Origin of the sequence: Pseudomonas sp. WS 5503, assembly GCF_012985385.1 — a bacterium.
GTDB classification, from domain to species: domain Bacteria; phylum Pseudomonadota; class Gammaproteobacteria; order Pseudomonadales; family Pseudomonadaceae; genus Aquipseudomonas; species Aquipseudomonas paracarnis.
Genome location: NZ_JAAQWI010000011.1, coordinates 147,279 through 160,651 on the forward strand (window position 1 = coordinate 147,279; position 13,373 = coordinate 160,651).

Below are 13,373 nucleotides of genomic sequence, written 5' to 3' on the forward strand. Positions count from 1 at the left end.
GAAAAAGTGATCAGGCGCTGACAGGGGGCTGGCGGGCAACCGGCGCAGTTTCGCGGTACTCGAGGTACTGACGCTGGATCGCAATATGGTCGGCTACGTATTTGGCGTCGTGCCACACCCCCCAGATAAACGACGAGCCACGCCGCGATTGCCATGGCAAACCGAGGAAGTAGATGCCGGCTTCGCTGGATACACCACGTTGGTGTTGCGGCTTGCCGGCGGCGTCGAAAGCGTCCACCTGTAGCCAGCTGTAGTCCACGGCAAACCCGGTGGCCCAGATGATCGAGGTGATGCCTGCTTCGGCCAGGTCCAGCGTCAGGATTGGCTGCTTGATGCATTCAGCGTCGGGAAACACGCGACGTGCTTCGGGCTCCTGGGGCAGGTCGAGACCATTGCGTTCGACATACGCGTCGGCCGCGTCCAGCAGGGCCAGGTAGTTCTCATCCCCGCGTGCCAGGTTTTCCACCAGGTTGGGTTGGAACGTCGCCACCGTGCCGTCGAAGGCTTGGGTCAGGCCAACCAGGGTCATGCCTTGCTGGGCCAGTTCACGGAAGTCGATGGTCTTGCCGCCATGGGCGCCGCTCACAGCAATGGTCACGTGTTCACGGCCAGGTTTCATCGCCGCCTGGTCCCACTCGCCCAAAACCCCCAGCCACCAGCAGAAATCCCGGTTGCGATAGGCGCGGGGCGGGCGGTCATGGGCGCCAACCGACAGGTAAACCTGGCGACCGGCGCGCTGCAGTTCATCGGCGATTTGTACGCCGGAAGAACCGGCGCCCACCACTAATACGGCGCCCGCCGGCAGTTGCCCAGGGTTGCGATAGTCGGCGGAATGGATCTGGTGCAGTGCTGTGCCTGTAGGCGCTATGCCTGGAATCGCGGGCTTCTGGAATGGACCGGTGGCGGCGACCACGCGGTTGGCTTCGATCACACCTTCACTGGTGTGCACGGTGAAGCCGGGGCGGCCGATGTTACGTACCACTGACGTCACGTCCACGCCAGTGCGGATCGGCGCATTGAATTTGCGTGCATAGGCTTCAAAGTAATCGGCGACCCGCTCTTTTGGCGCGAAGCCATCGGCAGGGACGTCGTCGAATTTCAGACCGGGGAAGCGGTCATGCCAGGCCGGGCCGTTGGCGACCAACGAGTCCCAGCGCCCGGTGCGCCAGCGCTCGGCGATACGGCTGCGCTCCAGCACCAGGTGCGGCACGCCTTGCTTGCTCAAATGCTCGCTCATGGCCACGCCAGCCTGACCTGCGCCCACCACCAGCGTGTCTATTTTTGTTATTGCTTGAGTCATGTGTCTGTCCTTGCGTAATGCAGTTGGATTCAGCTTGGGCATGACGTCAAGTTAGGGGGCGGGCGGTGATTAATAAAATATTATTAAGTTGGGAATTGAGCATAAATATCGGATGCAGAGGGGGCTGTAGGAGCTAGCTTGCTCGCGAAAAACGTCAACGCTAACGCGTATTTTCTGAGTCAACGCGGCGCCTGTGGGTTTCTTGCGAGTAAGCTCGCTCCTACAAACAGCTTAGAGCTCTCCGGAGTACTTCACCGCCGCCGCCGCCCGCGACGGTACCTTCAGACTGCGCAGCAGGGAGGACACATGAATGCGCACGGTAAACGGCGAGATATCCAGGGCCTTGGCGATTTCCTTGTTGGTCTTGCCCTGGGCAATCAGGCGCAACACTTCCTGCTGGCGGGTGGTAAGGGTATGAGTGTCCAGCGGCAGCAGGCCCGACGGCGCGAACTTGACCAGCACTTCGCCGGCGCGTATCGCCAGCAGCGCCTGGCCGATCTCATCCGGGGCGATGTTCTTGCCGATAAAACCGTCGACGCCCAAAGCCATGACTTGTTCGATCAGCGCAGGGTCGTCGACCATCGACACCACCACCAAGGTGGTGCGTCGCAGTTGCTGGCGCAGTTCGGCCAGTTGGCTGATGCAGGTCAGGCCGGGAAAGCGCAAATCGAGGATCAGGGTATCGACCTCGCCCGCCTCGCGCAGCAACGTATTCACCGTGGCCAGGTCGCCGGCCTCTTGCACCTGGGCGTCGGGCAGCAAGCGTTGCACGGTGCGCGCCATGCCTTCGCGAAACATGGGGTGGTCGTCGGCGATGATGATCCGGCCGGTCATGGTGAGCTCCTTCCTGGGGCCAGGTTGTGTCGAGGCATGCTACTTTATTTACTGTCGGCGCAGGAGCGAGCTTGCTCGCGAAACACGCCCAGGCACCACGTACTTCCAGGTCAAACGCGTTGTCGCTGATGTTTTTTCGCGAGCAAGCTCGCTCCTACAGATGATAGGTCAAGGATATGACGATGAGCCCCGAGACCAACTCCGAACTCGATCAGGCTAATCTGCGCATCGTGGTGGCCAGCATCGCTATCGTTTACATCGGCGTGCTGGGCTTTTTGCCTGGGCAGTCGTTGGACACCTATCTGCCGGTGATCCTGTATATCTTGCTGTTCCTGCTGGCATCCATCGTGTTGCGCCAGGTGATCGCACGCTGGCCTGGGCATTATCCGGCGCGGCGGATCTTCGGCATGATCCACGACTACACGGGCACTTCGTTCGGCCTGGTGATGGGCGGTGAGGCGGCATTGCCGCTGTATGCGGTGATGGTCTGGGTGAACCTGGGCAACGGCATGCGCTACGGTTCGCGCTACCTGGCAATCGCGACGGGGCTGGCGTTGCTGGCGCTGTTGATCGTGTACCAACTCACGCCGCTGTGGCAGGCGCAACCCTTCATGATGCTGATGCTGATGATCACCAGCACAGTGATCCCGGTGTACGCCCATATCCTGTTGGAGCGCACACGCAAGGCTTCCGAGCAAGCCATCGCCGCCAACCTGGAAAAGTCGCGCTTTCTTGCCCAGGCCAGCCATGACCTGCGCCAGCCGATCCACTCCATCGGCCTGTTCACCGCCTGCTTGCGCGAAGCCCGCTTGGGGGAGGACGAACAGCGCCTGGTGGACAATATCGACCGCTCTTTGCTTAACGTGTCGCAATTGTTTCGTTCGATTCTCGACCTTTACACCCTCGACAACGGACGCCTGTTGCCCAAATACCAAGTGATTCACCTGGGTGACTTTCTCGCCGACCTGGTGCGCCAGAACGCCGAGGCTGCGCGTTGGGCTGGAGTGCAGTTGCGCTTGCGCGCCTGCGCTCACTGGGTGCTGGTCGACCCGGCCATGTTGGCAACGATGGTGCAGAACCTGCTCTCCAATTGCTTCAAATACGGCGCGCAACGACCAGTGCTGATCGGTGTGCGTGTTCGCGATAACGGCTTGGTGGTGGAGGTGCACGACCAGGGGCGGGGCATTGCCAGGGAGCATCTGTCAAAGGTCTTCGAAGAGTTTTATCGCGTGCGCCAACTGCGTGACAAGGACGTTGAAGGCGTGGGCCTTGGGCTGTCCATCGTCAAGCGCCTGGGGCAGTTGATGGGGTTGCAGGTGAGTCTGCGTTCGCGGGTGGGCCATGGCACCTCAGTGAGTCTGCATGGCCTGGCCCTGGCCACCGCGCCGCGTCAACCGGCAGTGCGTGACGATGCTCGCCAGGCCGGTCTGCTCAGCGGTCTGAAAGTGTGCCTGGTGGAGGATGACTACAACGTGCTGCTCGCCACCCAAGCTTTGCTCGAGCGCTGGGGGTGCGAGGTGCAGGCCGAGTCCACGGGGCAGGGCTTGGTCAGCGACTGCGACATCATCGTTGCCGACTACGATCTGGGCAACCATGCCACCGGCATTGAATGCATCGACCAGCTACGCGAACAACGCGGCTGGGCGGTGCCAGCGCTGATCCTCACCGGGCACGATGTGGAGAAAATCCAGGCCGCGTTGCATGATCGGCAGATCGCTATCCTCTCCAAACCGGTACGCCCTGCGGAGCTGCGCGGCACCCTGCGTGAGCTCAGTCAGGAAAAAATTACTGCATGAACGGCGTCAACCCATTGCCTTTGGCGCCCTTGGGCATGCAGTAGGCCGCGGGCTTCATCAGGCCGAAGCTGGCAATCGCGAACGCGCCGCCGCTCGCACCGCTGGGCACGGAGCAGTTGTACTCGCCGGAGGCTGTGTTAGCGACGTAGTAGGTGGTCATGGAGTCGCTGCGCACATTGGAAATACGTTTTACCGGCTCGCCCAGATTGGTTTCCGAGAGCTTCTTGAGATGATCTTCGGTGGGCTTGATATTGCTGCAACCGGCGACGCCGATGATCAAGGCGCCCAGCAGGGCAAGGCGAGTGACAGGGGAGTGGAGTTCATGGTGCTTCTTCCTTGGGGTTGTTTTGGTTTTTCCAACGCGCAAAGAACCCGCGCGCATTGAGTGCGCGGTGTGGGTGAGAACGTTGGAAGTGCCGCGGAATATAGCGCCGCCGTGGGGTGGGGTCGATTAGCACAAATGGGCTAGTGGCAGTTTGAGGTCATGGAAGGAGTTCACGATGCTGGAGATAAAACGTGCCACGCCGGATGACGCCGAGCGTGCGTTCGAGATTCGACGCGAGGCCATTCGCGGCCAATGCATTGGCGCCTACAGCGCTGAGCAAATGGCGCTCTGGACCCGAGGTCACGCCAGCGATGGCTACAGCGTGTTGATGGAAAAACAGTTCTACATGGGCTGGCTGAATGACGAGCCCGTCGTCACCGGTATGCTCGATCTTGCCGACGGTGAAATAGGGGCCTTGTTTGTATTGCCCGCTTACATGGGGCAAGGCCTTGGCAAGGCAATGCTTGCTCATCTGGAATGCGTGGCACGCCAGCAAGCGATTGAACAGGTTGTGCTGGATGCGACCTTGAATGCGGTAAGTTTTTATAGAGCGTGCGGGTATGTAGGCGATGAGCAGGCGGTGTATCGCTCTCCGTCCGGGTTGGTGCTGGCGTGTGTGCCGATGGTGAAGCGGCTGCGCGTTATGAGTCCCGCTTGAATGCAGCGCGCAATTGCTCGATCACCTGCGCCACCCCTGGCCCTTGAACCTGCGGCGGGGTTAGGCTCTCGCCAAACTCTCGCCATACAAACAGGGTCAGTTCAGCGCCATCGGTCAGGGGTTCGAGGGGCGGCGTACCGAAAGCGTACAGCGAGCGGTAGCGTTCGTCCTGCCAGAACGCTCGCTCCACCCAGTCATAGACAGGAATGAAGTGAAAGTGCAGCGGGAAACCCGGCATATGTCCGTAGCGGCTGATATATAGCCACTTCGGCTGGAGCTGGGCTTGCATCACTCGTTGGATGTTGGCGAGCAAACCGCCCATTTCGGCCAGTGCGGCTTCTGGCATGTCAGCGAGGGAGTCAACCGGTACCTTGGCGCCAAGCATCAGGTAGCCCGGCAGCTTCGACGCCAGGTGGTGGTTGAGCTGCCAGTGCTCGGTCTGGCGAAGGATGAAGGCCGGGTCGATGTGCATACGCGCGCGTCCGTGTGGGCGGGAGCGCCAGGATAACAAAACTGCGTGCTTGCTCGCGAAAGCGGCCTGATAGCCGACCAGATGTCAGATCAGACCGCGTACATATCCGTTATTCAGGTAACGGCCACCTAGGGTTCCGCAATGACGGCGGCTCACTTTGCAAAAGCGGCAAATCAAGCAAAACGCTCTTGCCCCATTACTCGGCACCTCGTTAGCGGGGCCCTATCGCCCTGCTTAGCCGCCGGCCACTGGACTGCGCCAGTCGTCCGAACCGGACGTCCCGGCGACCTCGTGAGTCCAGATGATCTTGCGATAGCTGAAGTGCACGTCCTCCAGATGGGTGAAGTGGGCGTTGTCGGGGTCCTGGCAGTTGGGCATGCGCGATTGGATGTCCACGATGGTCGCGCCTTCCAGTTCAATGGTGAAATAGTGCTCCAGGGTCCCGGAGGAAGAGTTGCGCAGCCATTCCAACCGGCAGGACACTTCTTCGCCGGTAGTCAGGGCGCTGAACAGCAAGGGTGAGGATTTATCGAAAACCTTGCTGATCATCAGCGGTTTGTGCACGCGCTGACCGGTTGGCTGGCCAGATTGCGGGTCGCGAGGAATGATCACCTGGTGAGCAAATGCTTGTACCAGTATCTGGTCCTCATGACCTTCCTGATAAATGCTGCCTACCGAGTCCTGAGTAAATGTGCCTGCCGTAATCAAACCTTGTTTGACACCGGTGATGGAGAGATACGCGGGTGTTGGCATGACGGGTTTCCTTGCCTGATTGAGTAGGATTGCCGAACAGCAAAAGCGCTGAAGGGGCAGAGGCCTATAACAAGAAGCGTGCCTGAAAGTATGAAAGCCAATGAAATAAAGACGAAGGCGGCTCTGTGTTCGTTTGTTGAGAGCTTATTGTCGAGCGGTAGGTGGATTTCAGCGCTATTAGTTTCACGCCTGCGCGCACTTAGTTGCTCATGCCCTATAAGTTGTAAATGCGCGGCTGTCGGAGATAAAGCGTGGATTTTTCGATGAAGAGGTGCGCAAATAGTTGCGCATTCCTTTATTTGTTGGGTGTGTAGGACGTTTCTTAAGTTCCGTTCCGTTACTTGCTGATTGTTTTTGTCGTGGCTAAGGTTCACTCACTTCGATGAGTTTTTAATGGAAGTTCAAGGGCGTTTCGACAATGGCGTTAAGTCCTCCTATTTACCTCGGACGGATGTGTGCAACTCAAAATGGCTTATTCAGAAGAACTTTATGTTCATTACCGCAAGCTTGCACGGACAGCATGTTGCTCAAGCAGTTTTGTTGGTAGTGACGTGCGTTTTTCGAGCGAGTTTGAAGCGCTGGAGGCCGAGCTTGGCAAAGCCCAGTCTATCCATGTTGCGGGCCAGCCGGATTGGCAGAAGGTCAGCGAAATCAGCGAGCATTTGCTGCGTGATCACTCCAAGGATCTACGCGTCGCCGTCTGGTTGGTCTGGGCCCTGTATCAACGTGATTCATTTGCTGGATTGCTGGCCGGTCTCGGTTTGCTGCGTGACCTGTGTGAACTCCATTGGGAGCAGGTTTACCCTGGCAAGCTACGAACCCGTGCTGCGGCGTTTGGCTGGCTGGTGTCGCGCCTTGAGCAAGCGTTTGCACTCAACCCGTCGCTCAGCGATCAACGGCCTTTATTCCAGGCCCTGTTGGAACACCTGGCATGTCTCGACCAGCTATGGGGCGAACAACTTGGAAGCGATGCACCTTTGCTGCTGCCGATTCGCCGGCAATTGTCGGAGCGCTTGGCGCAGGGTGTGTCCGAACCTGGCGGTGTAGCGACCGTCATTGCCCAGGTCAAGCAGACGACTCAGTTGCTGAGTCCCGGGCAACCGATCAATAACGAAAAAGACGCGCACAGACTGCTGCGCACTTTACAGGAGCAGGCCCGCCCGTTATGTGCCTGGTGGTTGCGCCAGGACGCAACCGACCTGCGTGCCTTGCGCCTGGGTCGAACCTTGGCGTGGTTGATGCTCGTCAATTATCCCGACGCCAACAGTGAGCGAGTAACGGCGTTGCGCCCGTTGGTCGCGGACAAGCGCAAGCGCTATCAAGAACGTCTCAGCCAAGGCCATCACGCCGATCTGTTGCCTGAGCTTGAGGTAAGCCTGGCGGGTGCGTTGTTCTGGTTGGATGGTTTGCGCATGGTCTGGGAGTGCCTGGACGCCTTGCATGCAAACCTGGCCATGACTGAACTGGAGATGCATTTGGCTCTGCTGCTGCAGCGCCTGCCGCACCTGCCTGAATATCGGTTCAACGACGGCACCCCCTTTGCCGACCCTGCGACAGGTGAGTGGATCGCGCTGCATGTGATGCGTCACGTGCACAAGCCCGAGCCCTCCCATGTTGTCGCCGACAGTGACACGCAGCCCTGGGAGACCACATTGCAAGCGGTGATGCCTTGCCTGCGAAAGGACGGCCTCAAGGCAGCAGTGGCCGTACTCAAGCAAGGGCTGCAGGCGGCGTGCGGTGATCGAGCGCGCTTTCATTGGCGCCTGGCGCTGGCCAGGTTGTGCGTGGCGGCTGGCAAGCATGAGCTGGCCAGGCTTCAGCTGGAAGAACTCGACCTTCAATTACAGCGCACAGGCCTGGAAAGTTGGGAGCCGGCGCTGACCTTGCAAGTCGGCAAGCTTCTGTATCGCTGCTATGAGCTGTTGCCACAAACCCAGCCCATATGCGACTGCAAAGACGCACTGCATCGCAGGTTGTGCCATTTCGATCTTGAAGCAGTACTTGAATAGCGCCTCATCAAAAAGGAAAAGCACCATGGCCAAAGACGGTTCGGTAGCCCCCAAGGAACGTATCAATATTACTTTCAAACCCGCTGTCGGTGGGGCCCAGGAAGAAGTCGAGCTGCCGTTGAAGCTGCTGGTGCTGGGAGATTTTTCCCAGCGTGCGGACCCACGCAAACTCGAGGATCGCAAGCCCATCGGTATCGACAAGCACACCTTTGACGAGGTGTTGGCCAAGCAAGCCTTGAGCCTGACGCTGAGCGTACCCAATCGCCTGCAGGATACCGCTGATGTGGAGGAGTTGCCGATCCAGGTGCAGATCAACGTCATGAGGGACTTCAACCCCGCAAACCTGGTCGAGCAGATCCCGGCGTTGCAAAAGCTGATGGCATTGCGTGAAGCCCTGGTGGCGCTCAAGGGGCCGCTGGGGAACACGCCGAACTTTCGCAAGGCTATCGAGCAGGCATTGGCCAATGACGACTCCCGCGCTCGAGTCCTGGCCGAACTGGGGCTGGACAGCCCTCAAGCATTACCGTTTCAGTAAAGGGACACTGACACCATGAACACGATTGAACACAGCTCGAAACTCGTACAAACCACCGAAACCTGCAGCATCCTCGATAACATCATTGCCCAGACCTTGCTCAGTGCCGACGACGAGGCTTACGGCATCGCCAAGCGCGGCGTGTCGGCGTTCATTGCAGAGCTGGTGAAGCCACATAACTGTGATGAGCCGGTAAAGAAACACCTGGTCGACCGCATGATTGCCGAGATCGATACCAAGCTCAGCCAGCAAATGGATGAAATCCTGCACCATCCGGACTTCCAGGCACTGGAGGCTTCCTGGCGAGGCTTGCAGTTGCTGGTCGAGCGCACCAATTTTCGCGAGAACATCAAGATCGAGCTCTTGAATGTCTCGCGCCAGGACCTCCTGGACGACTTCGAAGACTCATCGGAGATCACCCAGTCCGGGCTTTACAAACATGTCTACAGTGCTGAATACGGCCAGTTCGGCGGACAGCCGGTGGGCGCAATCATTGCCAACTACTTTCTCTCGCCCAACGCACCCGACGTGAAGCTGATGCAGTACGCCTCCAGCGTCGCCAGCATGGCCCATGCGCCTTTTATCGCCGCTGCCGGGCCCGGGTTCTTCGGTTTGGAAAGTTTCACCGGGCTGCCGGACCTGAAGGATCTGCGAGATCATTTCGAAGGTCCGCAATTTGCCAAGTGGCAAAGTTTCCGGCAGAGCGAAGACGCCCGTTATATCGGCCTTACCGTACCGCGCTTTCTGTTGCGTACCCCGTATGACCCCCTTGAGTATCCAGTCAAGACCTTTGCCTACCAGGAGAATGTGGTTAATAGCCACGAGCATTACTTGTGGGGCAATACCGCGTATGCCTTTGCCACCCGCCTGACCGACAGCTTTGCGCGATTTCGCTGGTGCCCGAACATTATCGGCCCGCAAAGCGGCGGAGCGGTCGAGGACCTCCCGCTGCATCACTTCCAGAGCATGGGCGAGATCGAAACCAAAATCCCTACCGAGGTGCTGGTATCGGACCGACGCGAATACGAGTTGGCACAAGAAGGTTTCATCCCCTTGACCATGCGCAAAGGCAGCGATAACGCGGCGTTCTTTTCCGCCAGCTCCGTGCAGAAGCCAAAATCCTTTGGTATCAGTGAGGAGGGCAGGGCCGCAGAGCTGAATTACCGGCTGGGCACCCAATTGCCTTACATGATGGTAGTCAACCGCTTGGCGCACTACCTCAAAGTGCTGCAGCGCGAGCAGTTGGGCGCATGGAAAGAGCGCACAGACCTGGAGCTGGAACTCAACAAGTGGATTCGCCAGTACGTGGCGGACCAGGAAAACCCTAGTGCCGAGGTACGTGGGCGGCGCCCGTTGCGAGCTGCACGCATTGTCGTCAGTGATGTCGATGGCGAACCTGGCTGGTACCGGGTCAACCTGACTGTGCGCCCGCATTTCAAGTACATGGGGGCAGATTTCACTTTGTCCTTGGTCGGTAAGCTGGATAAAGAATGAGCAGAGGCTACGGCATGCCAGAGCACAGCAGCCTTTTCGAACGCCTCGAATGCGGTGCGTCGCCCCCGGAGGGCGGGGCGGCGTCCATTGCTGCCCATCTGGGGAAAATGCTCAGCACTCGCGCGGGTAGTGTCAAGACATTGCCTGATTATGGGCTGCCGGACCTCAATGACATGCGGCTTAGCTTGCATGAGTCCTTGAGCCAGTCGCGTCTACATATCGAGCGCTTTATCCAGGCCTATGAACCGCGGTTGACGAATGCACGTGTCAGGCTGTTGCCGGGGGCGCGTGAATCCCTGGAGTTGGCGTTTGCCATCGAGGCTGAGCGGGCCATTGACGGCATCCTGCAGCCCGTGGTGTTCCACGCCCGCCTCACGGATGCCGGGCGGGTTGAGGTTTTTACCGATGACGCTTGACCGATATTTTCAAAGCGAACTCAGTGCCCTGCGCCAACTGGGCAGGCGTTTTTCAGAGCGCAATCCCGCCCTGGCGCCGTTTCTCGTCGAGGCTGGCCAGGACCCGGATGTCGAACGCTTGCTGGAGGGCTTTGCCTTTTTGACCGCGCGCCTGCGCCAGAAGCTGGATGACGAACTGCCGGAGTTGACGCATTCGTTGATGCACTTGCTCTGGCCTCATTACATGCGGCCGATACCGGCCTTCAGCATCCTGCAATTCGATCCGTTGAAACGCGCTGGTCCCGGTGTTCGAGTGGGTCGGGACACCGCCGTGGAAAGCGCCACCATCCACGGCGAGCGTTGCCGGTTCCGTACATGTTACGCCACCGATGTCATGCCCCTGCAACTCAGTGGCCTGGAATACCGGAGCCAGGGCGAAGGGGCCCGTCTGGATTTGCACCTGAGCATGAGTGTCGCAGGTAACTTCAGCGAGTTGGCATTTGATTCACTGCGCTTGCACCTGGCCGGAGATCCTTATGTCAGTCAGGGCCTGTATCTGAACCTGTTGCGTCATCTCGATGGGATCTGCCTGCTGTTACTGGATCACGACCGTATGCCGATCATCGCCAGCGATGGCATGCCCGTGATGCTACGGCTCGCTGCTGACCAGGTTCGGCCGGTGGGATTCTCCAAGGAGCAGGCGTTGATTCCTTATCCGCAGAATGCCCTGGGGGGTTATCGACACCTGCAGGAGTACTTTGCTTTTCCCGAGAAGTATCTGTTTGTCGACGTTGAAGGTCTGAGTGTGCTGCACACGCTGTCTCACGAGCTGCTCCGGCAGGCGCATGGCATGGTAATGCGCTTTGAACATCGCACTCACGGCCGTGAACCTCAGCGTCCCACCCTGGACAACATAAAGTTGTATTGCACGCCCATCGTCAACTTGTTCAAGCAGGATGCGATTCCTATTCGCCTGGATGGAAAGCAGGATGAGTACCTCTTGGTGCCTGGGGAATATACGCCGGGTAATGCCAGCGTCTTTTCCGTGGATCAGGTCACTGGGTGGCGCCCCGGTGGCTTGGGCTATCAAACCTACGTGCCGTTCGAGTCGTTTGAGCATGACTGCGACACTGAGCCCCTAGCGGCACCGCCCAGCTACAGCATTCGCCAACGCTCGTCGGTTCAACATGCCGGGCTCGATACCTGGATGGGGTTTGGCAACCGCCGCGAACGGGGCCATGAAACCTTGTCGGTCGAACTGACCTGTACTAATTGCAACCTGCCGCGCCAACTGCGTGCGGGTGATATCAATCTGCCCGGTGAGCAGACGCCGGAGTCGTTGACGTTCCGCAACATCACCGCGCCAACGGCGAGCTTCGCACCACCACTGGACCAAGACTATCTGTGGAAGCTCATCAGCAACATGTCGCTCAACTATTTGTCGTTGACCGATATCAATGCCTTGAAAGTGATTCTGGAGTCCTACGATTTGTCGCGTTATTACGATCGCCAGGCCCTGAAGGTCAGCCAGAAAAGACTGGGCGCCTTGCTCTCCATCCGCCAAGAGCCAGTGGATCGCCTGCACCGCGGGCTGCCCATCCGAGGCGTGCGGATCGATCTGACGGTCGATTCCCAGGGCTTTGTTGGCCAGGGCGACCTGTTTGTATTCGCTTGCGTTCTAAATGAGTTTTTTGCGCTTTATGCCAGCCTCAATTCGTATCACGAGTTGCGGGTCATCAGCACACAAGGAGACGTGTATCTATGGCCATCCCAGATGGGACAGCAACCCCAGCTCTGACTCATCTTTGTCGCGTTATCCGTGAGTTCACGTTGTTTCAGGCGGTTCTGCAGGTTATCGAGCATTTGCGCGAGGCCCATCCGCTTTTAGATGACGACGCGCTGTACGACCAGTTGGAATTCCAGGCCAACCCTGGTCTCGGGTTTGCCGCGCACGATATTGACCGGGTGGAGTTCTTTATGGAACAGGGCCAATTGCGCGCACGCCTGCGTCTGAATGTGTTGGGGTTATTCGGTGCGGGGTCACCACTGCCCGCGTTTTATGGTGAGCAGGCATTCGCCGAGCGCTCGGGTGGCAACCCGACTCGGGATTTCCTCGACCTGTTCCACCATCGGCTGCACCGGCTGATGCTGCCGATCTGGCGCAAGTACCGCTATCGGGCGTGTTTCCGGGCAGGTGCCAACGATAGGTTTTCCGAGCAGATGTTTGCCTTGATGGGGCTAGGCGCAGCTGCGATACGGGGCGTTTGCCAAGTCGATTGCAAGCGCCTGCTGCCTTACCTTGGCTTGCTGAGCTTACGGGTGCATTCGGCGGCGTTGATCGAGTCGGTCCTGCGTTACTACTTCATGCACGAGGCGTTGTTTCTAGAGCAATGGGTTGCACGTACGGTCGAGGTCTGCCAGACGCAGCGCAATCATCTGGGGCGGGCCAATAGTGCTCTTGGCGATGACCTGGTTCTGGGGCACCGCATCGCTGACCGCAGTGGCAAGTTCAGGGTGCATGTCCGGGCGCTGTGCTGGGAGCGTTTCCACGATTTTCTGCCCACCGGAAGTGCCTACCAACCACTGCGTTCGCTGGTGCGCCTGACCCTGCGGGACCCCTTGGACTACGACCTGAGCCTGATGTTGGCGCAGGGCCAGATCAAGGCCTTGCATATTGGTGAGAACACAGTTTGCCGCCTGGGCTGGACCACTTGGCTGGCGCATGAACAGGCCGATGGCGTGGTCACGCTGACCCACAATTCATCAGGGATTAATGACCATGACTAATGCGGACCTGCAACA

Annotated in this window: 13 protein-coding genes; 8 read left to right on the forward strand and 5 right to left on the reverse strand. The window is 58.8% G+C overall.

Features of this window, described 5'->3' with window-relative positions:
• Positions 1 to 10: 10 nt before the first annotated feature.
• Together HBO10_RS25600 and HBO10_RS25605 are read right to left on the reverse strand one after the other, a co-directional pair.
• On the reverse strand, positions 11 to 1,300 hold the full coding sequence (locus tag HBO10_RS25600; protein WP_034126114.1) for an NAD(P)/FAD-dependent oxidoreductase: 1,290 nt from the start codon (positions 1,298 to 1,300) through the stop codon (positions 11 to 13).
• Positions 1,301 to 1,531: 231 nt separating this feature from the next.
• Positions 1,532 to 2,134, reverse strand: a complete 603-nt coding sequence (locus HBO10_RS25605) for a response regulator transcription factor (RefSeq protein ID WP_034126113.1) — start codon at positions 2,132 to 2,134, stop codon at positions 1,532 to 1,534.
• Between the two features lie 182 nt (positions 2,135 to 2,316).
• On the opposite strand from HBO10_RS25605, the gene HBO10_RS25610 reads away from it, so the two are divergent.
• Positions 2,317 to 3,930, forward strand: a complete 1,614-nt coding sequence (locus HBO10_RS25610) for a hybrid sensor histidine kinase/response regulator (protein ID WP_034126112.1) — start codon at positions 2,317 to 2,319, stop codon at positions 3,928 to 3,930.
• Here the strand turns inward: HBO10_RS25610 and HBO10_RS25615 are convergent.
• On the reverse strand, positions 3,920 to 4,312 hold the full coding sequence (locus tag HBO10_RS25615; RefSeq protein ID WP_052199936.1) for a hypothetical protein: 393 nt from the start codon (positions 4,310 to 4,312) through the stop codon (positions 3,920 to 3,922). The genes HBO10_RS25610 and HBO10_RS25615 overlap by 11 nt on opposite strands.
• Before the next feature lie 118 nt (positions 4,313 to 4,430).
• On the opposite strand from HBO10_RS25615, the gene HBO10_RS25620 reads away from it, so the two are divergent.
• A complete protein-coding gene (locus HBO10_RS25620; protein WP_034126111.1) occupies positions 4,431 to 4,913 on the forward strand; it encodes a GNAT family N-acetyltransferase in 483 nt (160 codons plus the stop codon).
• Here the strand turns inward: HBO10_RS25620 and HBO10_RS25625 are convergent.
• Together HBO10_RS25625 and HBO10_RS25630 are read right to left on the reverse strand one after the other, a co-directional pair.
• On the reverse strand, positions 4,897 to 5,385 hold the full coding sequence (locus tag HBO10_RS25625; RefSeq protein ID WP_034126110.1) for a hydrolase: 489 nt from the start codon (positions 5,383 to 5,385) through the stop codon (positions 4,897 to 4,899). The genes HBO10_RS25620 and HBO10_RS25625 overlap by 17 nt on opposite strands.
• 234 nt (positions 5,386 to 5,619) lie before the next feature.
• Entirely contained in the window at positions 5,620 to 6,138 is a 519-nt protein-coding gene (locus HBO10_RS25630) for an Hcp family type VI secretion system effector (protein ID WP_034126109.1), read from the reverse strand.
• 467 nt (positions 6,139 to 6,605) lie between these two features.
• Here HBO10_RS25630 and tssA point away from each other — a divergent pair, with 467 nt between their 5' ends.
• From tssA to tssG, 6 genes are read left to right on the forward strand one after another with little or no spacing between them, the layout of a single operon-like run.
• Entirely contained in the window at positions 6,606 to 8,147 is a 1,542-nt protein-coding gene (gene tssA / locus HBO10_RS25635; protein ID WP_034126108.1) for a type VI secretion system protein TssA, read from the forward strand.
• Positions 8,148 to 8,172: 25 nt separating this feature from the next.
• Complete coding sequence (tssB, locus tag HBO10_RS25640) at positions 8,173 to 8,682, forward strand: type VI secretion system contractile sheath small subunit (protein ID WP_034126107.1); 510 nt, start codon at positions 8,173 to 8,175, stop codon at positions 8,680 to 8,682.
• A gap of 15 nt (positions 8,683 to 8,697) precedes the next feature.
• Positions 8,698 to 10,176 carry a type VI secretion system contractile sheath large subunit gene (gene tssC / locus HBO10_RS25645; RefSeq protein WP_034126106.1) on the forward strand — a complete coding sequence of 493 codons (1,479 nt, stop codon included), beginning with the start codon at positions 8,698 to 8,700 and terminating at the stop codon, positions 10,174 to 10,176.
• Positions 10,177 to 10,190: 14 nt separating this feature from the next.
• On the forward strand, positions 10,191 to 10,592 hold the full coding sequence (tssE, locus tag HBO10_RS25650) for a type VI secretion system baseplate subunit TssE (protein ID WP_034126372.1): 402 nt from the start codon (positions 10,191 to 10,193) through the stop codon (positions 10,590 to 10,592).
• Positions 10,582 to 12,369: a type VI secretion system baseplate subunit TssF gene (tssF, locus tag HBO10_RS25655; RefSeq protein ID WP_034126105.1), complete on the forward strand. Its 1,788-nt coding sequence runs from the start codon at positions 10,582 to 10,584 to the stop codon at positions 12,367 to 12,369. The genes tssE and tssF overlap by 11 nt, the downstream gene beginning before the upstream one ends.
• A complete protein-coding gene (tssG, locus tag HBO10_RS25660; protein ID WP_034126104.1) occupies positions 12,333 to 13,358 on the forward strand; it encodes a type VI secretion system baseplate subunit TssG in 1,026 nt (341 codons plus the stop codon). Before tssF ends, tssG begins: the two co-directional genes overlap by 37 nt.
• Positions 13,359 to 13,373: the final 15 nt, after the last annotated feature.